Genomic DNA, 23471 nt, shown 5'->3' on the forward strand with positions numbered 1-23471 from the left:
TGATGCGCGCTACCAAATGCAACCCTGTGGGAAGTAACGTCACATTTGTGTGCATCCGGATGCCTGATCAAATCCACGATCAAGGTCCAACGCGGGGATGAAAAAGACGTTTGACAAGCCATGACCACTCATCGGATTTACGGCTACACCTGTCAGAGTTGACAGTTGTCGAGGGGCAGATTTACAAGCCTACTGACTTGGCCAATCAGGGCTTGAAAGCACTCTCGATAAGGATACTCGTAATGGCCAACCTCATTAAAAACTACGACTTTTCTCAGCAAGGCGAGCATTGGACGGCGACCAACCCGGAGAATGTGCTCTACGTAACCGGTCACTGCATCGTCGCTGCCCCCGACTCAATCAGTCAGGAAGTCCTCACCGGCAGCGGCGGCGGTGGGCAGTTCATGCTCTCCGCAAGGCTGAAAACTTTACCTAGCCATGCTGCCCGTATCACTGTTGAGCCTCTTCCAACAGGCGAAAAAGTTCACCTTGACCTTCATGGCGGTCAAGAGTGGATAGTGCTGTCGAAGAAATTTGACGTACAGATCTCGACCCTCAAGTTCAAAGTCACGCTGGAAGCCAGTGATGGTGAGTTTGGTGTCCCAGGATCTTATTTTGGCGATGTGGTGCTGTCGAAGTTGCTCTAACACACCGCTGAAGTCAGACAAGCGAGTCGCCACTCAATGGTGACTCGCTTTTACGCCTCGTGAATGCATTGCCGAGTATCGTGAAAAGGAGTTTTCAATGAGTTCGCCAGCCCCTCACTCAGCGCTACCCACTACCTACCGCAAAGCCCTGAAAACCTGGCGTCCGGTAATTCTGTACTTCGCCAACGAACACTGCCCCGCCTGCGAATGGGCCGGGCCGGTGTTTCGCCAGGTTGCCGAGCCGTACCGGCATCGCGCCAACATCTACATGCTCAAAACCAGCGAATCGCCACGTCATCCGCAAGTGACCGGCACGCCGACGGTGCTGTTCTACAAGAACGGCAGGCTGGTGAAAAAGCTCAAGGGGATTGGCACTGAAGAAACGTTGGCGGCTGACTTCGCCTTGCATATTGGCAAGACCAAGGCACCCGGTACTCATTTGAAACCACGGCATGATCTGCCGTGGTTGCGCCGAACGTTGAGCAGGCTCTGCACGATCACGCGTGCGCATCGGCGGATGATTTGAGGCAATGCATTTACCCTAATCGTTGCGGCGTCTGACAAATCGCTTTCGCGGGCAAGCCCGCGAAGGGGCCGCCACTGTCAGCGCCGGACCTGGATTTACGCGGCCTCACGCACCAACAACACCCGCGTCACCCGCCGTTCTTCAACAGCCTTGACGGTCATCTGCCAGCCTTCATATTCCAGACGATCACCCATCATCGGCAGCCGATCCAGCAAGCTCATCACCAACCCGGCCATGGTCTGATAATCCTCGGTAGGCTCGGCGCCGAAACCGGTGTGTTGGCGGACACGCGTCAGGTTCAACGCACCACTGACCATGAAACCGCCCTGCTCTTCCACCACATCCGGCCCTTCGACTTCGCTGGCATCAGGCAACTCGCCGGCAATCGATTCGAGAATGTCGGTCATGGTCAACACGCCGACAAAATCGCCGAACTCGTTGACCACAAAGGCAATGTGGGTCGACGCTGCGCGCATCTGCTCCAGCGCGTTGAGGATCGAATAGCTGTCGAGAAGATTGACAGTCTTGCGCGCCAGATGCTCCAGGTTCGGCTCAGTGCCAGCCAGGTATTCCTTGAGCAGTTCCTTCTTGTGCACGAAGCCCAGCGGTTCATCCACTACGCCGTCGCGGATCAGCGGCAGGCGAGAGTAGGACGAGTGCATCAACTTCGTGCGAATCGCCTCAGCGTCATCCGCCAGGTCGATGGTGTCGACATCGGCGCGCACGGTCATCAAATGGCGGATCGGCCGCTCGGCCAGTTGCAGCACGCCGCTGATCATCACCCGTTCGCGGCGGTCGAACAGTTCGGCACTCGGCGCGTCACCGTCGTCGAGCAGATCGGAAATCTCCTCGCCAACCTCTTCCGCCGCCAGTTTGCGCCCGCCCAGCAAGCGCATGACCGCATGAGCCGTGCGCTCGCGGATCGGCCGCAAACCCTGCATCGAACGCTTGCGGCGAGCCCGGGCGATCTGGTTGAACACCTCGATCAGAATCGAGAAACCGATGGCGGCGTACAGATAACCTTTCGGAATGTGGAAGCCCAAACCTTCGGCCGTCAGGGCAAAACCAATCATCATCAGGAAGCCCAGACACAGCATGATCACCGTCGGGTGCGCGTTGACGAAGCGCGTCAGCGGTTTGCTGGCGACAATCATCAAGCCAATCGAGATGATCACCGCGATCATCATCACCGCCAGTTCATCGACCATGCCCACGGCCGTGATCACCGCATCCAGCGAGAACACCGCGTCGAGCACCACAATCTGCGCGACGATCGGCCAGAACAAGGCGTAAGCGGCGTTGGTCGTGCGCTCACCGATGTGGCCTTCAAGGCGTTCGTGCAATTCCATGGTGGCCTTGAACAGCAGGAACACACCACCGAACAACATGATCAGGTCGCGACCAGAGAAACTCTTGTCGAACACCTCGAACAATGGCTGCGTGAGGGTGACCAGCCAGGAAATACTCGCCAACAGGCCAAGGCGCATGATCAGCGCCAGCGACAGGCCAATAATCCGCGCGCGGTCACGCTGATGCGGTGGCAGCTTGTCTGCCAGAATTGCAATGAACACCAGGTTGTCGATACCCAGCACCAGTTCCAGCACGATCAAAGTCAACAAGCCTAACCAGGCCGTGGGATCCGCTAACCATTCCATAAAACGTCTCTATCTCTCTCGATGAATTCAGGCTGCCGGACACGGCAAAGCGCAACGCGAAGGCTTTAGGGCCGCGTTAGCAACGATAGTCGGATGTCGGAAAACCGGATGCTGCGAGTGCGTCAAGACCGCGCCATGGCGCGAGGGGAAGGTGCGACTGGGAGGCTCCGAGAGGGTGTTCATGCAAATCCTGAATGAAAAATGGCCTTGGAGCGTACAGGCTTTGGGAACATTTCCTACAGCGGCAAATCATTTCAAAATCTGTAATCCACACCGAAACCCACTGTAGGAGCTGCCGAAGGCTGCGATCCTTTGATCTTGTTTTCTAATTCGAAAGTCAAAAGATCGCAGCCTTCGGCAGCTTCTACAGTACGGTATCAGCGTCCGGCAAAACGCAGCCGGGACAACTGCCGCAAATCCCCTTCGATGTAATAGTCATTCGTCCAACGGTCATCCACCGCCAACGGACTCACTTGCTTCAACGCCAGTTTTTTCGCGAAATAGCGAAAGCGGTAATGCTCATAAAACCGCAGCAGCTCCAGCCCGTAACGATCCGCCAGATCGGTGTCGCCACGAATGATCAGGTAGTTTTCGTCGTTGCCATTGCTCGCTGAAGCGCTGAGGTTGTGGCTGCCGCTGATGATCGTTGGTGTGTCCGTGGTGAAGTCGGTGACCACGGCTTTGGTGTGCACCAGCAGATTGCCTTTCTGGCCTTTCATGTTCTCGCGCAGCCAGCCTTCCAGCCCGGTGTTGAGCAATGCGGTGGCGGCGAATTCGGCGCTGCGGTCGGCGTGAAAACCGGTGATTCGGCTGGCAGTGTTCTGCAGGCCATAACGCAAAATGTCGTCGTGGGGCTGGCCGAGTAACGCGTTAAGAATCGCGTCCGGCAGCGAGAACGCGGTGACGAACAGCACGTCCTTTTTCGCCGCGCTGATGATCTGCACGAACGCCTGCAGATCGGCCCCGCCGGTGCGCGGCGAGAACCCGGCGAACAAAGGTTGCTGCGGATTCATCGGGTTGTGTTCGGTAATCCAGTCACGGGTAACGCCGATATCATCCGGCTGCGCCCAGATCTGCTCGAACGTCTGCAGATAACTGGCGGCAATCGATGCATCGTCCAGCACATGCACCACGTTGGCCTGACGATAAACTCCGTTGGCGGTGAAATTGGTGCTGCCACATAAAACCGCTTCAGGCTGATGAGTGCCGCTGGCATCAACGCGGCTGAGGACCATGAATTTGTTGTGAAAGATATTGTGGGTCACTCGCCCGCGTTTGCTCGCGGGAGGCAGTGCCGCCAGGCTCGCTTCGTTGATCGTGGTGTCTTCATCATCGGGCCGGGCGTGATACAGCACCCGCACCTTTACGCCACGCATGAACGCCGCGTTCACCGCATCGACGATTGCCTGCAACTGATACTCGTAAATCGCGATATCCAGCGCCCACTGACCATCGACCGCACGCTCGATAAACCCGAGCAATCGTGTGAGCAAGCCGTTTTCCAACCATTGCCGCGGCGCATCGGGCCAGGCTTCGATGGGCATGTTTTTGTTGGCGCTGATCTGCGCGTCGAGATCGGGAAACTTGCGCTGGAATGCCTGACTGGCGGCGACCGCACGGTTGAATATCACGCTTTGATTGCTCGGATGACCGTCATCGGAGGTGATCGTCAGTTCCAACGACTCTCCCAACTGCACGGCATCCGCGGTGCCGTAGGCCAGATGCACGCGATAGTGAAGGGTCATGCCCGGATTGACCGCGTAATCGGCCCAGCGAAATTTCTGCAGCGGGGCTTTATCGCTTGGGGTGGCGTGGAACTGGGGGAAGGTATGCGCCTTGCCAGGGAAGGTCAGGCTGTTGAACAGGAACAACCAGGGTTTGGCGCCCTGCTGCTTTTCGATGGCGAAACCCAACAGGCCTTTGCGCCGGGATTCGGCCAGATCCATGGCCAGCAGCACGCCGTTGGTGCCGGCGTAGGCCTTTACACGGAAATCGTCCTGAGGGTTTTTGACCACAACGCGCATCGCTCACTCCTTGTGATTGGGGCTGGGTGCAGCATAGAGCAGTGATGCGGGTTTTGAGTGTTCGGCTCTAGACCGGGTCGATGCAATCGCGAGCAGGCTCACTCCTACATTTGGAATGCGTTCCCCTGTAGGAGTGAGCCTGCTCGCGATGAGGCCCGACCAGACACAGAAAGTATCAGAGGGAAATCAGTTCATCGATATGTCGATACTGCGCATCCAATGCCGTCGCCAGATCCTTGGCCCGGCCCAACCGGATCGGCCCACGCTCGATATCGATCAACAACCCCGGGCACGCCAGCGCCGGTAATCCCGCCCCCTGTTTCAGACGCCCATCGGTCACCACCAGCAAGCGTTGCTGCTCGACAGGAAAGCGCTTGCGCCGCACCGTCAGCCACTGCCCGGCCTGCTCCAGCGCCGCCAGCAACGGCGTGCCACCGCCTGCACCCAAAGCTTCCAGCCACACCCGCAAGCCGCTGGACGCCTTCAATCCCTGCACCTGCCATTTCGGCACCGAGCCACTGGCCGTCAACAATGCGAGTCGCGCCCGTTGCCGGTAAGCATCATCGAACAACTGCGCGAGCAAACCTTTGGCATCGCTCAAGGCCTGATGGCGGCGGGTCGAGGCGGAGGCATCGACGATCACCAGCCACAATTCATGCGGTGAGCGCGTGCGCAGTTGAAACAGCAGATCTTCGCGCGTTCGAGGCCGCCCGTTGAGTAACGAACCCGGCCAATTCACCGTACCGCTGCGCGCCTTATGGCGCTTGCCTTGGCGTCCGTTGTCCAGCCGACCGGCGCGGGGTCTGGCATTCGCCCCCGCGTCGGATCGGGGGCGAATGCCTAAAGCTTTTTTGGCCAGCTCGGCACTTCGCGGCGGGCACCGGTGGCGAGCGCAGGCGCCGGCATGTCGCCCCACTGGCCCTGCCCTTCACTCGGTGATGCCTGAGTCGTGGCCGGCGACTGGGCCGGTTGCGGCGGATTCGATGGCGCTTGCTCACGGCGCCGATGGCGCAGGGCAAACTCGGCGACAGCGTCGATATCCTCTGCGTCAATCACCTCAGCTCCGCGCCACGCTGCGTGGGCACGTGCGGCGCGCAACCAGACCAGGTCGGCACGCAGACCATCAACCCCGGCGGCGAAACAACGCTCGGTGATCTGCGCCAGTGCGGCATCATCCAGCGGAATATCGGCCAGGGCACGACGAGCGTTTTCGCAACGCGCACGCAAGGCTTGCTGCTCGGCTTGCCACTGTGCGCAGAACGCTTGCGGGTCGCTGTCGAAATCCAGTCGCCGACGGATGATCTGTCCGCGTTCGGTCGGTGCCGTGTGGCCACTGAGGGCGACGTTCAGGCCAAAGCGGTCGAGCAGTTGCGGACGCAACTCGCCCTCTTCCGGGTTCATCGTGCCGATCAGCACGAACTTCGCCGAATGCCGATGGGAAATGCCGTCGCGCTCGATCAGATTGGTGCCGCTGGCGGCAACGTCGAGCAGCAGATCAACGAGGTGATCGGGCAGCAGATTGACTTCATCGACGTAGAGTACGCCGCCGTCAGCCTTGGCCAGCACACCTGGTGAGAATTGTGCGCGGCCCTCGCTGAGAGCAGCGTCAAGGTCGAGAGTACCGACCAGACGTTCTTCGGTGGCGCCCAGCGGCAAGGTGACGAATTGACCGCTGGCGAGCAGATCGGCCAGGCCCCGGGCCAGGGTGGATTTGGCCATGCCGCGCGGGCCTTCGATCAGCACGCCGCCGATTTTCGGGTCGATGGCGGTGAGGCACAGGGCGAGCTTGAGGTCATCGGCGCCGACCACGGCGGAGAGCGGGAAATGCGGGGTGTCGGTCATTTGGGTTTTCTCTGTCGTGGTCTTGGGTGTGCTTGAGTGTTGTGGTGTGTCAGTCGGGGTGGCCCTCACCCTAGCCCTCTCCCAGGGGGAGAGGGAACTGATTGCGGTGTTCTTGCAAGTTGCGCCGACCTGAATTATCGAGTTGAACTCAGCCTCCAAAGCCAACACAAATCGGCTCCCTTACCCCCTTACTCCCTTGGGGAGAGGGAACTGACCTAGGTGTTCTTTCGAATTCCGTCGACCTGATACGTCGGGCCGAACTCAGACTTCGACAGCAACGCAAATCGGCTCCCTCTCCCTCCGGGAGAGGGCTGGGGTGAGGGTAGCTTTTGGCCGGTTACATATCTTCCTCAATATCCAGCAGCAGATTCTCCAGCGCTCCCTTATAAGCCCCAGGCTCCTGCCACATCCCCCGCTGCTGTGCCTCAAGCATCCGCTCGGTCATGTCCCGCAGCGCATGCGGATTGTGCTCGCGAACAAATTCCCGCGTTGCCGGATCCAGCAGATAAGCATCGGCCAGCAAAGCGTACTGGTGATCATCGATCAACTGCGTCGTCGCATCGAACGCGAACAGGTTATCAACCGTCGCGGCCATTTCGAACGCGCCTTTATAGCCGTGGCGCTTGACCCCGTCGATCCATTTCGGATTGACCGCTCGTGAGCGAATCACCCGGTTCAGCTCTTCTTTCAAGGTGCGAATCTTCGGCAGATCCGGTTGACTGTGATCGCCGTGATAACTCGCCGCCGCTTCGCCGCGCAAGCTTTCCACGGCAGCGAGCATGCCGCCCTGGAACTGGTAGTAATCATTGGAATCGAGCAGGTCGTGCTCGCGGTTGTCCTGATTCTGCAGCACCGCTTGTACCTGACTCAGGCGCTGAACGAACTGCTCGCGTGCAGCGGTGCCCTCATCAGCACCACCATAGGCGTACGCGCCCCAGTTCAGATAAACCTCAGCGAGATCTTCACGGCTCTGCCACAAGCGACCGTCGATGGCGCCCTGCACGCCTGCGCCGTACGCGCCGGGTTTGGCGCCGAAGATCCGCCATCCGGCCTGACGCCGCGCGGTGTCCTCATCGAGGCCCGATTGCCGCAGCGCCTCGCGCTCGGCACGCACTTTCGCGGCCAGCGGGTTGAGGTCGTCCGGCTCGTCCAGCGCTGCCACTGCTTGCACGGCGGCGTCGAACAGGCGAATCAGATTGGCGAAGGCATCCCGAAAAAAACCGGAAACTCGCAGCGTGACATCGACGCGCGGACGATCAAGCAGGCTCAGCGGCAGAATCTCGAAATCATCAACGCGCTGACTGCCAGTCGCCCACACCGGACGCACGCCCATCAGTGCCATGGCCTGGGCGATGTCGTCGCCACCAGTGCGCATGGTCGCGGTGCCCCACACGGATAATCCGAGCTGGCGCAGGTGATCGCCGTGGTCTTGCAGGTGCCGTTCCAGAATCAACGTCGCCGACTGGAAACCGATGCGCCACGCGGTGGTGGTCGGCAGGTTGCGCACGTCGACCGAGTAGAAGTTGCGGCCGGTGGGCAGCACGTCAAGGCGACCACGGCTGGGTGCACCGCTGGGGCCGGCGGGGACGAAGCGACCGCTGAGGGCGTCGAGCAGGCCGCGCATTTCGGCGGGGCCGCAGGCATCGAGGCGTGGGGCGACGACTTCGCGCAGATGGTCAAGGATTGCACTGACCTCCACCCAACGCGGTCCTTGTAGGAGTGAGCCTGCTCGCGATAGCGGTGTGTCAGTGGACTCAATGTTGGCTGACACACCGCCATCGCGAGCAGGCTTGCTCCCACAAGGGATTTGCAGGGACTCGGAGATCAACGCAGTGGCAAACAGTTCGAGGCGTTCGCGGGTGTCGCCGGCGGTGCGCCAGACTTCGTCGCCGATCGATTGCAATTGATCGGGGCGCGGGCCAGTCCAAGGGTCGGCCAGCGCGCAATCGAGCGGGTCGAAACCCAGTTCGAACGCTTTGGCCAATGCCCGCAATAAACTCGACTGCGCGCCTTTGCCATCGCCACGCGGTATACGCAGCAAAGCCAACAACGTATCAATGCGCAAACGCCCGCTCGGCGATTCACCAAAAATGTGCAAGCCATCGCGAATCTGCGATTCCTTCAGATCACACAAATAGGTATCGAGACGTGGCAGCCAGATCGCCGCATCCGCATCGCTGTCCAGCGCGGCATCGAGTTGCAGTTCGCGGTCGATCTGCGTCTCGCGGACCAATAGCAGAATGTCGCGCTGCAGTTCACGGGCGCGGCGCGGATCAAGCAGCTGCGCTTCGTAATACTCGTCGGCCAGCAGCTCCAGATTGCGCAACGGGCCGTAGGTTTCGGCGCGGGTCAGCGGCGGCATCAGGTGATCGATAATCACCGCTTGCGTGCGCCGTTTGGCCTGCGCGCCCTCTCCCGGATCGTTAACGATAAACGGATAGATATTTGGCAGCGGCCCGAGCAACGCATCCGGCCAGCAGTTCTCCGAAAGACCGACGCCTTTGCCCGGCAGCCATTCGAGGTTGCCGTGTTTGCCAACGTGGATCACGCCGTGGGCGCCGTAGGTGTTGCGCAACCAGAAATAGAACGCCAGATAAGCGTGCGGCGGCACCAGATCGGGGTCGTGATAGACCGCGCTCGGATCGACCTGATAACCGCGCGCCGGCTGAATACCGACGAAGGTGAGGCCGAAGCGCAGACCGGCGATCATCATCCTCCCGTCGCGGCACATCGGGTCGTTTTGCGGCGTGCCCCAGCGTTCGATCACAGCGCTGCGATTAGCCTCGGGCAGCGCGTTGAACATCGTCAGATAAGCGTCCATGGCCAGGCTTTGCTGGCACGGACGCAGATCAATGGTGTCGAGATCGTTGCTGACGCCACCGAGCAATTGCTCGATCAACTCGGTGCCGCTATTCGGCAGTTCAGCGGTGAGCGGATATCCCTCAGCCTGCAATGCACGCAGGATGTTCAGCGCCGCCGCCGGCGTGTCGAGACCGACACCGTTGCCGATGCGCCCATCACGGGTCGGATAGTTGGCGAGGATCAATGCGATGCGTTTTTCGCCATTCGGCACCCGCGCCAGATCAATCCAGCGCCGCGCCAGTTCAGCGACAAAATCCATGCGCTCGGGCTGCGCGCGATAGCAGACGACATCGGACTGACTGCGCTCACTGCGCCAGGCCAGATCCTTGAAGCTGATCGGTCGGCTGATGATGCGTCCGTCGAGTTCCGGCAAGGCAATATGCATCGCCAGATCGCGCGGGCCGAGGCCCTGCTCGCTGTCACGCCAGCCGGGCTCGTTGTCCTGCGCGCAGATCGCCTGGATCACCGGAATGTTGCGGCGAAACGGCCGCAAGTGCGGGGCCTCAGGGCTGGATTGAGCGAACCCGGTGGTGTTGAGAATCACCCCGGCCTCAACCTCGTCCAGCCAGTCCTCGACCACCGTCAGGCAGCCGGGTTCTTTCAGACTGGCCACCGCGATCGGCAGCGGATTCAGCCCCGCCGCTTGCAAGCGCTGGCAGAACACATCGATGAATGCGGTGTTCGCCGCTTGTAAATGCGAGCGGTAAAACAACACCGCCGCGACCGGGCGTGCAGGCAGCCAATCGGCTTGCCAGTCACTCAGTGCGGCGCTGGTTTTATTCGGGTGGTAAATCGCCGTGCGCGGCAGCGCCTGCGGTTCTTCCCAGACGTAATCGCGAGCCAGCCAACGGTTGGCGAGGCAGCGGAAAAAGTCCAGCGCATTGCCCAGGCCGCCCTGGCGCAGGAATTGCCAGAGGCGATCACGATCCACAGCGTTGACGGTGCTCAGGTCGCTGAGTTCCGGATCAGGACGGTCATCGCCCGGCACCAGAATCACCTGCACACCGCGCTCGGACAGTTCGATCAGACGCTCGACGCCGTAGCGCCAATAGGCGATGCCGCCGTGCAGCGAGATCAGGATCACCTTGGCGTGGCGCAGCACTTCGTCGACGTACAGATCGACCGAAGCATGGTTCTGCACCTGCATCGGGTTGGCCAGACGCAGGCTCGGGTAATCTTCCGGCAACTGCTGCGCGGCTTCGGCGAGCAGCGCGAGACTGGAGTCGCCGCTGCACAGGATCACCAGCTCGGCGGGGGTTTGGCCAAGGTCGGCAATGTTGTCATCCGAGACGAAACCGCCGGGCTGAGTCCTGAGCAGGTGCATGGCTTAAACGCTGAGCGCAGCGCGCAGTTGCGCTTCGAGTTGCGCGGCGTCGAGCGCCTGACCAATCAACACCAGTCGCGTGACGCGCGCTTCATCAGCGCCCCACTGACGGTCGAAATGCTTGTCAAAACGCGTACCCACGCCTTGGATCAGCAGACGCATTGGCTTGTTCGGAATGGCGGCGAAACCTTTGACGCGCAGGATGCCGTGCTTGACCACCAGTTGCGTCAGGGCGTCGAGCAGCAGGCTTTCGTCGGCTTGTGGCAGTTCGATGGAGATCGAATCGAAGGCGTCGTGATCGTGGTCATCGTGGTCGTCATCGCCTTCACCGTGGTGGTGATCATGATGGCTGTGGCGGCTGTCGATGTGCTCCTCGGAACCGGCGCCGAGGCCGATCAGCACGTCCAGCGGCAGACGGCCGTTGCTGGCTTCGATGATTTTCACCGCTGGCGGCAGTTCTTCGGCGACTTCAGCGCGGACACGAGCGAGATCTTCCGGGCTGGTCTGGTCGGCCTTGTTGAGGATCACCAGGTCGGCGCTGGCCAGTTGATCGGTGAACAGTTCGTGCAGTGGCGATTCATGGTCGAGGTTCGGGTCGAGTTTGCGCTGGGCATCAACCTGATCCGGGAACGCGGCGAAAGTGCCGGCGGCGACGGCCGGGCTGTCGACCACGGTGATCACCGCATCAACGGTGCAGGCGCTGCGGATTTCCGGCCACTGGAAGGCTTGTACCAGCGGTTTCGGCAGGGCCAGGCCCGAGGTTTCGATAAGGATATGGTCGAGATCGCCGCGACGGGCAACCAGTTCGCGCATCACCGGGAAGAACTCTTCCTGAACGGTGCAGCACAGGCAGCCGTTGGCCAGCTCGTAAACGCGGCCGGTGGCTTCTTCTTCGGTGCAACCGATGGTGCATTGCTTGAGGATTTCACCGTCAATGCCCAACTCGCCAAACTCGTTGACGATCACCGCGATACGACGGCCCTGAGCGTTGTCGAGCATGTGGCGCAGCAGCGTGGTCTTGCCCGAGCCGAGGAAGCCGGTGACGATGGTGACGGGGAGTTTGGCCAGTGTTTTCATCGGTATGCCCTTTGGCAAGCGGCGGGCATACGGGACGAGAACCGGCAACGCGCGTGCGTGCCTGGAGAGTTCGCCACCGGATCACCCCGCCCGGTTGTAGTGAGAATCTGTGACGAGGCAGGTCTCCTGGCTGACGGCGTTCAGGCGCTGGGCCTGGCGTTGGCTGCGCCTTCCCGCGGGCTCATAAGTTGAGCTGGCAGTGGCATGGCAGCGAACATCACCGTTCACAGTTGCGGGGGCAGCCGCGGCATTGACCGCGTTCCCTTCTTAGCTCCGACATACGCCGGAGAACCTCGAATGCGCAAGGCTACGCATGCACGGCAGGCGGGTCAACGCCTGGATCATTGTGGTTATAAGGGCAGCAACTTTTTCATCTAATGATCGCGAACACTTCTCACTTAAAAAGTAGTTGTAAGTTATGTCTTACATGCCCTATCCGTTACATAAAAAAACTACCACCGCGTTAAACCCTGAAATAGAGCGGCTGCGCGCATTCGATTACATATCTTTACAAAAACCAAATTGATAAATCAATACAAGATATGAACGATGAGTTCGCACAAGGACTATGAGTCTCTCAAGAAAGGATTTCTTGCATGGCTGATTATTATCAGTATTTGATCCTGCCTGTTTCTTTCCTGCACCCATGGGTATCCACAACATGAGTGCCGGTAACGCGTTACGGCTTTCAAGTGATGCCGGACTAAAGGAACTTTCCGAACTACTGCGCAATTGCCACTATGCGCACAGTGTTCACTATCCAGCATTGGATGTTGCGCTGCTGGGACGCGAAGCATGCCGGGCATTCAATGCGACCTGGGATCATTTGCATACCGATGCGTATCTCAGCGCAGAGAACGGTCTTCGCGAACGACGCATCTGCAAGTTCCAGTATCGCCAACAGGAACGCCAATGGACGGCGCTGCAAGACTGCCACTTTTTTCAAGCCGAGACCGACAACCCGCTGTTGGGCGGAGTGCAGCGCACCTACACCCGCTGCGAGGCGACGTTCATTGACTCCCCGATTCTGCAGACACTGCTGGCCGCCGACCTGGCACTGCTGGACATGGCGCTGGGCCCGCGCGACTGGCTCGTGACCTGCCATCAGTTCCGTATCCTCTGCGATCAAGGCAATGCTGGCCAGGCCACCCCTGAGGGCCGACATCGCGACGGGCACGATTTTGTCTTTCAACACCTGATTCAACGTCAGCATGTCATCGGTGGCGAAAGCCGGATATTTGATGAAGAAGGTGGCCAAGTATTCAGTGCAATTTTGACTGACTATCTGGAAACCGTCGTCTTGAATGACCGAATACTTCTGCATGAAGTTTCCCCACTGCAAACATCGAGCATTAATTCGGATCGCGGCAGTCGCGATATGTTGATTATCGACTTCGACCTGGCGGACTACTAATGAATCATTCGACTCATGCACTTTCAGTCAGTACCCCCCTCGCGCATAACTTCATCATTGAACAGTTTCAACAGGCGTGCGCACGAAGAACTTCCACACTATCGCTGACCGCTAATGAAAACATATTGTCCGAGACTGCACGCACGCTAGGACAGAATCGCCATTACGAGCGTTACTTGTTCAATGCACAGGCCATTGACGGTCAATGCTATGCCGCCGAATTCAATGGTATGCAGGTCGAACACTTCCCCGAAGTCGAAACATTAAAGGCTTTGGCGACCCAAGCCGTGCAGGCAATGTTTAACGCGCCGTTCGTCGAATACCGCGTGCTCTCCGGCGTGCACTGCACGCTGAGCGTGCTGGCCGCCCTGACCGAGCCGGGCGACTGCGTATTATCACTGGCGCCCGAAAGCGGCGGGCATTTCGCAACCGGGCCTCTGGTGCAGAAGATGGGCCGGCACAGCGTCTTTTTGAAACTGACGGCTGACGGACAAATTGATCTCGGGGATGTTGATCGGCAACTCCAGGCGTGCGGTGTACAACCGGCAGCCGTACTGCTCGACCATGGTCTGACCACACGGGCAATCGCCCTTAAACCACTGCGCGCGCTGCTGAACCGCCGGGGCTTTGAGCGGACACTGATCATCTACGATGCGTCGCACACTCTGGGCCTCATCGCCGGGAAGGCCTTTCCCAACCCGCTTGACGAGGGGGCGGATATTCTTCAAGGCAACACCCACAAATCCCTGGCAGGTCCGCACCGGGCACTGATCGTCTGCCGGCGTGCCGATCTGGCCCAGCGGATCGAGCAAACGCTCAGCGGTGCGCTGGTGTCCTCGCCCAATCTGCCCGGTCTGCTGCAACTGTTCGTCAGCCTGCTGGAAACCCAGCGCTACGGCCAGGCCTACGCTCAACGCATGTGCGCCAATACTCGCCAGTTGCACGACGCACTCGCTGACCTGCCGGGCTGGACGCTGCACCCCTCCGACACGCACCTGCTGTTGCTCGAAGGCGAACTGGCCCGGCAAGCGGCGCAGCAGCTCAATGAACTGGGGATCCGGATCAACAATAAACAGATCAATGGCCGCGACTGCCTGCGCTTCGGTCTGCAGGAAATTACTCGTCTGGGCATCAGCAGCGAAGACCTGGATGCCTTGGCGCACATCATTCGCAATGTCTTGAGCGGTGGCGCCAACGGCGTGGACCGGATTCGTCTGGCTCACATTTGCCAGCGCCTGAACCGGGTCCACTACAGCTTCGATCAGGAGGTTGACTAATGAGTGCAGCGGCCTGCCTGATCATCGGCAATATTCGTGACGGAGAATACGAGGGCCTGATTGCCGAGGGCATCACCCCTTTGCTGATTGCCGATAGTCGCAAAACCAGCAAGATCGCCGATGCGAAACAGATCTCGCCGGTGGCGCTGTACGACTTTTCCAGAGGGCTGACCCCGGATCTGATCCAGCTGACGCAACAGTTGCTGGACGAGCACGGCTTCACCAGTGTCCTGAATTTCCGTGAAGGCTATGTCGCGATCACGGGGCGGCTGTGTGCGGCGCTGCCGGCGCTGGCCCACCTGCACCGTAACGTGGAAAACACGCTGGACAAGGTGCTGCAACGCCAATGCTTCGAACAGTCGCGTAACCTGGATCTGCACGTGGTCTCTCGCCAGGTTCGTATCGACGACCTGCTGGCGCGCCCGGGCGAGCTGCCCTACCCGTTCATCCTGAAACCAGCGAACCTTTACAGCAGCCTGTTCGTACGCTGCATCGACGATCAGCAGGATCTGCTCGACTACGCCCGTCATGAATGGCCGGCGCTGCAGCGCTATGTGGCGGGCAAAAGCCGCGAAACCGATCAACTGCTGCTGGAGGAATTTCTCCAGGGTTCCAACCATTCCATCGATTGCACGATTGCCGCCGACGGCACGATCAGCAGTTTTCCGATCGTCGATGTGATTGCCGGCGTCGATATCGATCGCGGCGACTTTCACCATTTCGCCCGCTACACGCCGTCGCTGCTGGAGCCCGACGCAGCGCTGAAGGAGCGTTGCCATCGTCTGGCCCATGACGCCGTGAAAGCGTTAGCGCTCAAAGGCACGTTTGCCCATGTCGAGTTCATTCTCACCCCCCGCGGGCCAAGAGTTCTCGAAGTCGGCGCACGCCCCGGCGGCAGCCGGATTCATGTGATTCGTCAAGCCTGGGGGCTGGCGCTGGATGTCTGCTACCACCGCGCGCTGTCCGCCGAGCCTCTGCCCAGCGCCAGCGAAGCGCCGGATGCGTTCGGCATCGCCACCCCCTTCGCCCGCACAGACCGGCTCTATGACGGACTGCACGGCGCCGACCGGATCTGCCGCTTGCCAGGTTTCCAGCGTTGGTACGCCTACGTCACTCCGGGCGAAGCCATCGGGCCGGTCAGCAACGGTTTTCAGAACTACCTGTACATCGAGTTCAGGCAACCCGACACCGCCCGCCTGCGACAATCCTTGCTCGCCGTCAGCGACATTGATGTCTATGGCGAGCAGCCCACGGCGGCGAACACCAAACACATTCTGCTCATCGGCGGGCGTGATTCGGGACTGGATTGGGATACTGCGCGGCAGTTTCGATTTACTCTCGTCCAGCAACCCGGCGAGTTATCTGACTATCAGCGCGAGCGCGCAACGCTAGTGCTGACGCCTGACATCGCCGATCTGCCGGCCTACAGCACGATGGTAGAACGGCTGCACCGGCAATCACCATTCGATGCCGTGGTTTCGTTTTCGGAACTGGGCCTGCTGCCCGCGTCACGCTTGGGCGAACGTCTGGGCATCGTCCACAACAACCTGCGCAGTGTGGAAGTCAGTCGCGACAAACTGCTGTTTCGCCAATTGCTCAAAGGCAGTCGCTACGAGTTGCCCACTGCCGCTATCAACCATGGTGCCGAGGCTCGCGCTTTCGTGCTGCGCCATGGCCCGGCCATCGTCAAACCCGTCAACGGTTCGGGCAGTCAGGGCGTCTATGCCATAGACAGGCCCGAGGATGTCGAACACCTCTCGCTGGAGGGAAACAATCTGATCGAGGCCTTCGCCAGCGGCGACGAATACAGCGTTGAATCCCTCAGCCTGGATGGCCAGCACCGGATTCTCGGCATCACGCGCAAATACACCAGCGGTGCCCCCGGTTATGTCGAAACCGGGCATGACTTTCCTGCCGGGCTCGACGAGAAAACCGCCGCGCAGATCGAAGAAGCGGTGCTGTGGCTGCTCGGGCGAATGGGCAACCGCTGGGGCCCGGCCCACACGGAAATCAAGCTGGACGGTTCACGCCTGCAATTCATCGAAACCCAGACCCGCTTCGGCGGTGACCAGATCTGGGAAATGGTCTGGAAAACCACGGGGGTGCATTTGGCAGCCAGCACCATCGCCGCGATGGCCGGCACGTCACTGCCGACGCCCGAGAAAACCTACGCCAAAATGGCGATCCGCTACATCGAGGCGGCCCCGACCGCCGATCCGCAACAGCTCCAGGCACGCCTGCTGCAACACCCGTTTGCATTACGCGTGAACCTCAACCCCGACAAGTTCGGCCAGAGCATCAGCCGTTCCGCAGACCGCCACGGCTACACGCTGCTGGGCTGCAGCGACGCCGACGACCCGGCGGACTTCAACGCCGCGATCACCCACCCAGAGTTCACTACGCAAGGACCAGCGCAATGACCCGTAAAGACCCGCTATATCACATCGAAGGCCCGATCAGCGCTCACTTCCCGATGATCTCCTTTTCCACCAATGTCTACGACAACCCTGCAGACATCCTGGGTTCGATCACCGATCTGGCCAGACATTTCCAAGCGGTCGAGTTCGAGATCGGCGAAGACGCCGAAAAAACCTTCTGGTCGTTGACCGCCGAAGACCGGTCTGAGCTTGCCGGGAAAATCCGCAGCTTCGCCGAACACAATGGCATCACGCTGACCGTCCACGCCGGATGGTGGGGTCGCCAGTACAACCTGTGTTCCCCGGATTTGACCGAACGTGCCCAAGCGGTGGACTGCCTGAGTGCCGCCGTGGAGTTTTCCCACGAGGCCGGCGCCACCAGCGTCACTTTTCATCCCGGCTACAAAGATCAACTGGAAAACGGCGAACTGCTGGACAACCTGATAGTAGCGATCAACGAGGTGACCAAGCGCTGCAACACCGATGGCATCGCCCTGTGCCTGGAGAACATGGGCGGTCAGCGGCCGAAATTCCCGGTCTTCACCGTCGAGGAACACCTGCGCTTTCACAAGGAGACCGGGTGCTTCGTGACCATCGACGTGACGCATCTGTGCTCACTGCTGCCGTATGGTGAAAGCCTGTTCAAAGCCATTGCCGATCTGGCGCCGGTTACCCGGCATCTGCACATTGCCGACCTCAACAACACCCACCATCAACATCTGCCGATTGGCGAAGGCAACTTGCGCCTGAGCGATGTGCTCAATCGCTTCGCGGTCAACGGCTATCGGGGTGTGGCCGTGGTGGAAGAGTTCATTCCGCGCTTCTCCACCGAGTACTACCTGGAAAAAGCCCTGGCCTATAAGAACGGCGTAGAGCAATTGCTGGCCGGCTCGCGGCACAGCACTCATGCTGGTTGAGTCGAACCTGGCAAAACCGGCGTCGCGCAGCGAGATCGCGACCGGTATCCGCGATGCGCTACCGTTCGTCTTCTCTCTGCTGCTGACCTTCACCCTGATCGGCATGCTCGGGCGCCGCCATGGTCTGGATCTTCCGGCCATGGTGGTTTTCAGCGGTACGGTAATGGCCTCGCCGTTGCAACTGACGCTGCTGGAAACCCCCGCGCACCTGCTTAACGCCTTTGGCGTGCTGGTCTCGGCGCTGAGTATCAACTTGCGTTTTCTGGTCTTCACACTGAGCCTGAAATCCAGCCTCCAGGGCCCGGTCAAAGCGTTCGTCCCCGCCCTGGCGGTGATGGCAAATGCGGCTTTCACGTTGATGTCGATCCGCAAGGATCAGCAACCGATCAGCCGCCCGTATGCCAACACCGTGTGCTTTCTGCTGTACGCCGCCGCCCTGCTTGGCACCGTGGTCGGGTATTGCTTCGCCAGCGTGGCCGACAACGCAGTGATGGATCACGTCAGTGTGGTGATCGCGATTTTCATCAGCGCTTCGCTTGGCAAGATGGCCCGCGACCGTCACAGCTTCCATGCGCAATGGATTGCCGGCCTGGCCACCGCCGCAAGCTTGCTGTGGCTGGGCGAGGTCAGCTTGCTGCTGGTGCTAGCCATCACCGTTCTGACGAGCTATGTCTATGATTGAACCTGGTACTTTCTGGCTGTACGTACTGATTTGCGCGCTGGTTTCGATCGTCTGCCGCTTGCTGCCGCTGGCCGTCGATGTCGAACGGCTTTCGGCAACTGCCCGCGCTTTCATCGATCGTCTGGGAAAATACACATCGGTGGCGATGCTCGTCAGCCTGCTGGCGGTCTCACTCTATCCTTTGGCCAGCCAGCACCTGGCGGCCATGCCATGGATCCTGCCGGTGGCGTTGGCGTGGCTGCTGAGCCTGACGCGAATCAAATCCTATTATGCGTTCCTGATGGCGCTGGGGGTGTACGTCCTGCTGATCATGCGCTAGGCGCCGATTGACTCAAATCCCCCGCCCATGCTCTCCTACACAACTTGTTACGGGTGCCCTTCACAGGGTGAAACGGGAAACCGGTGAATCATGTGCTTTACTCAAGCCCATGTCAGTCCGGTGCTGCCCCCGCAACGGTAAGCGAGCGAAGCGTCAAAACCACTGTGCCGATACGGTATGGGAAGGTGACGCTTGCAGGTCGGCCTGACGCCAACCCCTCGTGAGCCCGGAGACCGGCCCGCAACACACAGCCCGCATTTGTGCGGCGCTGCACATAACAAACCCGCGGTGGGCGGGCGCTGTTCGAACCTCTGCGAGCCCGACCCGCAGGGGTTTTCATGCGCTCTATTCACCCGCTGACACTCCAGAGGGAAGCGCCATGTCGATCATCAGCAGCACCGGCAGCAACACGGACAAAATCGCCAGCACCACCACCCTGAGCCAACGCCTGACCGCCGCGATCTTTGCATCGATCCTCGGCGCCAGTCTGGTTTACTTTGCCGGCTTCTCGCACATCGAAGCGGTGCACAACGCCGCCCACGATACCCGCCACAGCGCCGCGTTCCCGTGCCATTGAGACCTGCCGACATGATCAAGCGTATCGCGCAAACTGCAGGATTCTCTGGTCTGCTGGCCGCCCTGCTCCTCACTCTGCTGCAAAGCTTCTGGGTTTCGCCGCTGATTCTGCAGGCGGAAACCTTCGAGAAGTCCGAGCCGGTGGCGGTTCACGAACACGCCGCTGGCGTGGCTGCGCACACCCATGATGCCGAGGCCTGGGAGCCGGAAGACGGCTGGCAGCGCGTAGTCTCGACCACTGGCGGTAATCTGGTCGTAGCCGTCGGTTTCGCCCTGATGCTCGCCGGCCTCTACACCCTGCGCGCGCCGACCAAAACTTCGCAGGGCCTGCTCTGGGGCCTGGCCGGTTACGCGACGTTCGTGCTTGCTCCGACCTTGGGCCTGCCACCAGAACTGCCGGGCACCGCTGCGGCCGATCTGGCTTCGCGGCAGACGTGGTGGATCGGCACGGCCGCTTCGACGGCTGTAGGTCTGTCGCTGATCGCGTTCAGCCGTCACTGGCTGATGAAGGTCCTCGGTGTGGCCATCCTCGCTGTGCCCCACGTGATCGGCGCACCGCAACCGGAAGTGCATTCGATGCTCGCCCCCGAAGCACTCGAAGCTCAGTTCAAAATCGCTTCGCAGTTGACCAACGTGGCGTTCTGGCTGGCCCTGGGCCTGATCAGCGCCTGGTTGTTCCGCCGCAACAGCGCTGGTCAATACCACGCATGACCGATGACCGCGCAGCGCCGACCTTCGTGGTCGGCCTGGGCTGCCAGCGCGGCTGCCCGGCCAGCACGCTGCGCGCGTTACTCGATCAAGCGTTACAGGCGCATCGCATTGAGCTCGAGGCGGTGAAAGCGTTGGCCAGTATCGACTTGAAGCGCGACGAGCCCGGCCTGCAAGAACTTGCTGCACAACTGGCTCTGCCCCTGCTGTACTTCAGCAGTGACGAACTGGCCAGCTACCAACAGCGGCTCAGTCACCATTCACAGATTGCTTACGAACGCACCGGTTGCTACGGCGTCGCCGAAAGTGCCGCGCTTGCGCTCGCTGAACAGCTGATTCAAGCGCCGGCAAAACTGCTGATCTCCCGGCAAAAATATGCTCAGGCAACGCTGGCATTGGCCGGCGCGGCGTAAAATCCCGATAATCCCCGCCATTGATCATGAGCGTTGTTCATCTGCAACGCAGTCGTGCCCTCTTTTACTCAGGATTCAACGATGACCGTCTACTTCATCGGCGCCGGCCCCGGCGACCCGGAATTGATCACTGTCAAAGGCCAGCGGCTGATTCGCAGTTGCCCGGTGATTATCTACGCAGGTTCGCTAGTGCCGGCGGCGGTACTCGACGGCCATCAAGCCGAAACGGTGGTGAACAGCGCCGAATTACATCTGGAACAGATCATCGAATTGATCAAGACCGCGCATGCCAAGGGTCAGGATGTGGCGCGGGTGCATTCCGGCGATCCGAGTCTGTATGGCGCGATTGGCGAGCAGATCCGTTATCTGCGTGAGCTGGATATTCCGTTCGAGATCATTCCCGGCGTGACGGCCACCGCAGCCTGTGCGGCGCTGCTTGGCGCGGAATTGACGCTGCCGGACGTGTCGCAAAGCGTGATTCTGACTCGCTATGCCGACAAAACCGCGATGCCGGCAGGCGAAGAGCTTGGCAGTCTGGCGCAGCATGGCGCGACCATGGCGATTCATCTGGGCGTTAACCATTTGCCGAAGATTCTGGTGGAACTGCTGCCGCATTACGGCGCGGATTGCCCGATTGCGGTGATTCACCGGGCGACGTGGCCTGATCAGGATTGGGTGCTGGGGACGCTAGCGGATATTGCCGAAAAGGTTGAGGCCAAAGGGTTTCGGCGTACGGCGTTGATTCTGGTGGGCCGGGTGCTGGGCAGTGAGGTGTTCAGCGAGTCATCGTTGTATCGCGCTGGGCATGCTCACCTCTACAGACCATGAATTGGAACGCGGAGCGTCCCGGGCTGCATTCCCACGCAGAGCATGGGAACGATCAAAGGCCCTTTCGCGAGCAGGCTCGCTCCCACATTTGATCGCATTTCAAATGTGGGAGCGAGCCTGCTCGCGAATGCATTCCTGAATGTCACCCATAAAAAAACGGCGCTCACGGGGCGCCGTTTTTCATGTCCGCAGCGAACACCTTAGTAGTAGGCGTTTTCTTTCTGCGTGTGGTCGGTCACGTCGCGAACGCCTTTCAGCTCCGGGATACGCTCGAGCAAGGTGCGCTCGATGCCTTCCTTCAAGGTTACGTCCGCCTGGCCGCAGCCCTGGCAACCGCCACCGAACTGCAAAACGGCGATGCCGTCTTCAACCACATCGATCAGGCTGACCTGACCGCCGTGGCTGGCCAGCCCCGGGTTGATTTCGGTTTGCAAGTAGTAGTTGATGCGCTCGTTGACCGGGCTGTCGGCGTTGACCATCGGTACTTTGGCGTTCGGCGCCTTGATGGTCAGCTGGCCGCCCATGCGGTCGGTGGCGTAGTCGACAACGGCGTCATCGAGAAACGCTTCGCTGAAGTGATCGATATAAGCAGTGAAGCTTTTCAGCCCCAGCGCGGTGTCTTCAGGTTTTTCTTCGCCCGGCTTGCAGTAGGCAATGCAGGTTTCAGCGTACTGGGTGCCAGGCTGGGTGATGAAGACGCGGATGCCGATGCCCGGGGTGTTCTGCTTGGAGAGCAGATCAGCCAGGTAATCGTGGGCGGCGTCGGTAATGGTAATAGCGGTCATGGAAACTCCTCGCAGGCTTGGGCGCAGTTTACGCCAATCATTGCGCCGGACAAAGTCCTAGTATTTTTGTCGGGAAAGATTCTCGTCCGGCTCCATGTCAACCCGCGCCTTGAGCCAATGGTAGCTGCGCTTTTCCACCCATTCGTAGCTCAACCACGAGCCAACGCCAATCGCCAGCGCGCACAGGGCAAACATCAAATACGGGTTGATCGCGTAGCGTTGCGCGATAAATCCCCCCGCCGACAGCACCAGCACGTGCATGAGATATACCGAATATGAGCAATCACCGAGCAGTTTGAGCACGCGACTGCGCTCGACATAACGCTCAAGTGAGATACACGCCATGACCAGCAATGAGCTCGGCACGCCCCAGTTGAGCATCCTCGGCGCCGGTGCCAAGTGATAGATCGTCAGCAACGCCGCGACGATGGCCACCAGCGGCAGCCACAGTCCCGCACCGATCCAGCCCCGCCGATAGAGCATGCCAATGCCGATCCCCAGCAGAAACTCATAAACGATGTCCGAGCGATAGAACGCGCTGACCCAGCCAAACCCGGTCCAGGCCTGACACACTGCAAACAACAGCGCCGCGACCACCAGCAGGCGCACCTGCAAACGAAACAGCAGCGCCCAGGCAAACAGCACGTAGAAAAGCATTTCGTAATTCAGTGTCCAGCCGACATTCAACGTCGGATAGATACCGTAGCCGCCAGGATTCTCGGTAGGAATGAACAGCAACGACAGAAGCAGATGGCCCCAGTCCACTGTCTGATCCGGCAGCAAAGGTTGGGCGAACACCACCAGCAGCGCCATCAGCAGCGTGTACAGCCAGTACGCCGGGACGATGCGAAACAGCCGGTACAGCAGGAAACGCGCGGGCGGCAGCGGTTTGTTTTCGGTCGAGAGGAAAATCACCAACCCGCTGATGACAAAGAAAATGTCGACGCCCACCGCGCCTTTGTCGATAAAGAACTGGCCGACCGGCCCGCGTGCCTTGAAGTCAAAAAAAATCTGCATGAAGTGGTGGCACACCACTGTCCACGCGGCAAGCGCACGCAGGGCTTGCACTGAAATCAACATCACCTGCTCCCGATCACAAGTCCAAAAACACCATTTCACCCTGTGGGAGCGAAAGCGACGGCACATTCAATGTATTCGGTGCCTGACACTCCGCCTTC

Annotated in this window: 20 protein-coding genes and 2 riboswitches; of the genes, 12 read left to right on the top strand and 8 right to left on the bottom strand. The window is 60.0% G+C overall.

Annotated features, from left to right (window positions below):
- Positions 1 to 242 precede the first annotated feature (242 nt).
- Positions 243 to 647: a hypothetical protein gene (locus CKW26_RS05585; RefSeq protein ID WP_095047815.1), complete on the top strand. Its 405-nt coding sequence runs from the start codon at positions 243 to 245 to the stop codon at positions 645 to 647.
- A gap of 97 nt (positions 648 to 744) precedes the next feature.
- On the top strand, positions 745 to 1173 hold the full coding sequence (locus tag CKW26_RS05590) for a co-chaperone YbbN (protein WP_095047816.1): 429 nt from the start codon (positions 745 to 747) through the stop codon (positions 1171 to 1173).
- A gap of 95 nt (positions 1174 to 1268) precedes the next feature.
- Here CKW26_RS05590 and CKW26_RS05595 read toward each other — a convergent pair whose 3' ends face one another.
- The 6 genes from CKW26_RS05595 to cobW form a co-directional block, all read right to left on the bottom strand.
- A complete protein-coding gene (locus CKW26_RS05595) occupies positions 1269 to 2828 on the bottom strand; it encodes a TerC family protein (RefSeq protein ID WP_095047817.1) in 1560 nt (519 codons plus the stop codon).
- 377 nt (positions 2829 to 3205) lie between these two features.
- Positions 3206 to 4852, bottom strand: coding sequence for a phospholipase D-like domain-containing protein (locus CKW26_RS05600; protein ID WP_095047818.1), 1647 nt, complete (start codon positions 4850 to 4852; stop codon positions 3206 to 3208).
- Positions 4853 to 5027: 175 nt separating this feature from the next.
- Entirely contained in the window at positions 5028 to 5711 is a 684-nt protein-coding gene (locus tag CKW26_RS05605) for a VWA domain-containing protein (RefSeq protein WP_177409231.1), read from the bottom strand.
- The gene (locus CKW26_RS05610; RefSeq protein WP_095047819.1) at positions 5693 to 6694 is read right to left on the bottom strand and encodes an ATP-binding protein; all 1002 of its coding nucleotides are present in this window, start codon (positions 6692 to 6694) and stop codon (positions 5693 to 5695) included. Before CKW26_RS05610 ends, CKW26_RS05605 begins: the two co-directional genes overlap by 19 nt.
- 337 nt (positions 6695 to 7031) lie before the next feature.
- On the bottom strand, positions 7032 to 10880 hold the full coding sequence (gene cobN, locus CKW26_RS05615) for a cobaltochelatase subunit CobN (RefSeq protein WP_095047820.1): 3849 nt from the start codon (positions 10878 to 10880) through the stop codon (positions 7032 to 7034).
- A 3-nt stretch (positions 10881 to 10883) separates the two neighbouring features.
- Positions 10884 to 11957, bottom strand: a complete 1074-nt coding sequence (gene cobW, locus CKW26_RS05620; protein WP_095047821.1) for a cobalamin biosynthesis protein CobW — start codon at positions 11955 to 11957, stop codon at positions 10884 to 10886.
- A 98-nt stretch (positions 11958 to 12055) separates the two neighbouring features.
- Positions 12056 to 12268, bottom strand: a riboswitch (cobalamin riboswitch).
- 350 nt (positions 12269 to 12618) lie between these two features.
- Here cobW and CKW26_RS05625 point away from each other — a divergent pair.
- The 10 genes from CKW26_RS05625 to cobM all read left to right on the top strand — a co-directional run bounded on the left by CKW26_RS05625 (position 12619) and on the right by cobM (position 21508).
- Positions 12619 to 13371: a 2OG-Fe dioxygenase family protein gene (locus tag CKW26_RS05625; protein ID WP_177409228.1), complete on the top strand. Its 753-nt coding sequence runs from the start codon at positions 12619 to 12621 to the stop codon at positions 13369 to 13371.
- A complete protein-coding gene (locus CKW26_RS05630) occupies positions 13371 to 14648 on the top strand; it encodes a hypothetical protein (RefSeq protein WP_095047823.1) in 1278 nt (425 codons plus the stop codon). Before CKW26_RS05625 ends, CKW26_RS05630 begins: the two co-directional genes overlap by 1 nt.
- The gene (locus CKW26_RS05635) at positions 14648 to 17068 is read left to right on the top strand and encodes an ATP-grasp domain-containing protein (protein ID WP_095047824.1); all 2421 of its coding nucleotides are present in this window, start codon (positions 14648 to 14650) and stop codon (positions 17066 to 17068) included. The genes CKW26_RS05630 and CKW26_RS05635 overlap by 1 nt, the downstream gene beginning before the upstream one ends.
- Entirely contained in the window at positions 17065 to 17982 is a 918-nt protein-coding gene (locus tag CKW26_RS05640) for a sugar phosphate isomerase/epimerase family protein (protein WP_095047825.1), read from the top strand. Before CKW26_RS05635 ends, CKW26_RS05640 begins: the two co-directional genes overlap by 4 nt.
- A complete protein-coding gene (locus CKW26_RS05645; RefSeq protein WP_093430896.1) occupies positions 17972 to 18664 on the top strand; it encodes an AzlC family ABC transporter permease in 693 nt (230 codons plus the stop codon). The genes CKW26_RS05640 and CKW26_RS05645 overlap by 11 nt, the downstream gene beginning before the upstream one ends.
- Positions 18657 to 18983 (top strand): hypothetical protein, encoded by a 327-nt coding sequence (locus tag CKW26_RS05650; RefSeq protein WP_093430893.1) that lies wholly within the window; start codon positions 18657 to 18659, stop codon positions 18981 to 18983. Before CKW26_RS05645 ends, CKW26_RS05650 begins: the two co-directional genes overlap by 8 nt.
- A gap of 34 nt (positions 18984 to 19017) precedes the next feature.
- Positions 19018 to 19240: riboswitch (cobalamin riboswitch) on the top strand.
- Between the two features lie 122 nt (positions 19241 to 19362).
- Positions 19363 to 19560: a CbtB domain-containing protein gene (locus CKW26_RS05655; protein ID WP_093430890.1), complete on the top strand. Its 198-nt coding sequence runs from the start codon at positions 19363 to 19365 to the stop codon at positions 19558 to 19560.
- An 11-nt stretch (positions 19561 to 19571) separates the two neighbouring features.
- Positions 19572 to 20270 (top strand): CbtA family protein, encoded by a 699-nt coding sequence (locus CKW26_RS05660; protein WP_095047826.1) that lies wholly within the window; start codon positions 19572 to 19574, stop codon positions 20268 to 20270.
- Positions 20267 to 20680: a cobalamin biosynthesis protein gene (locus CKW26_RS05665; RefSeq protein ID WP_003225490.1), complete on the top strand. Its 414-nt coding sequence runs from the start codon at positions 20267 to 20269 to the stop codon at positions 20678 to 20680. Before CKW26_RS05660 ends, CKW26_RS05665 begins: the two co-directional genes overlap by 4 nt.
- An 81-nt stretch (positions 20681 to 20761) precedes the next feature.
- Positions 20762 to 21508, top strand: a complete 747-nt coding sequence (cobM, locus tag CKW26_RS05670) for a precorrin-4 C(11)-methyltransferase (RefSeq protein WP_095047827.1) — start codon at positions 20762 to 20764, stop codon at positions 21506 to 21508.
- 200 nt (positions 21509 to 21708) lie between these two features.
- Here cobM and nfuA read toward each other — a convergent pair whose 3' ends face one another.
- Positions 21709 to 22293 carry a Fe-S biogenesis protein NfuA gene (nfuA, locus tag CKW26_RS05675; protein ID WP_007912592.1) on the bottom strand — a complete coding sequence of 195 codons (585 nt, stop codon included), beginning with the start codon at positions 22291 to 22293 and terminating at the stop codon, positions 21709 to 21711.
- 57 nt (positions 22294 to 22350) lie between these two features.
- On the bottom strand, positions 22351 to 23373 hold the full coding sequence (locus tag CKW26_RS05680; protein WP_095047828.1) for an acyltransferase: 1023 nt from the start codon (positions 23371 to 23373) through the stop codon (positions 22351 to 22353).
- Between the last annotated feature and the right edge of the window lie 98 nt (positions 23374 to 23471).

Origin of the sequence: Pseudomonas sp. Irchel s3h9 (assembly GCF_900187475.1) — a bacterium.
In the GTDB taxonomy this organism is placed as follows: domain Bacteria; phylum Pseudomonadota; class Gammaproteobacteria; order Pseudomonadales; family Pseudomonadaceae; genus Aquipseudomonas; species Aquipseudomonas neuropathica.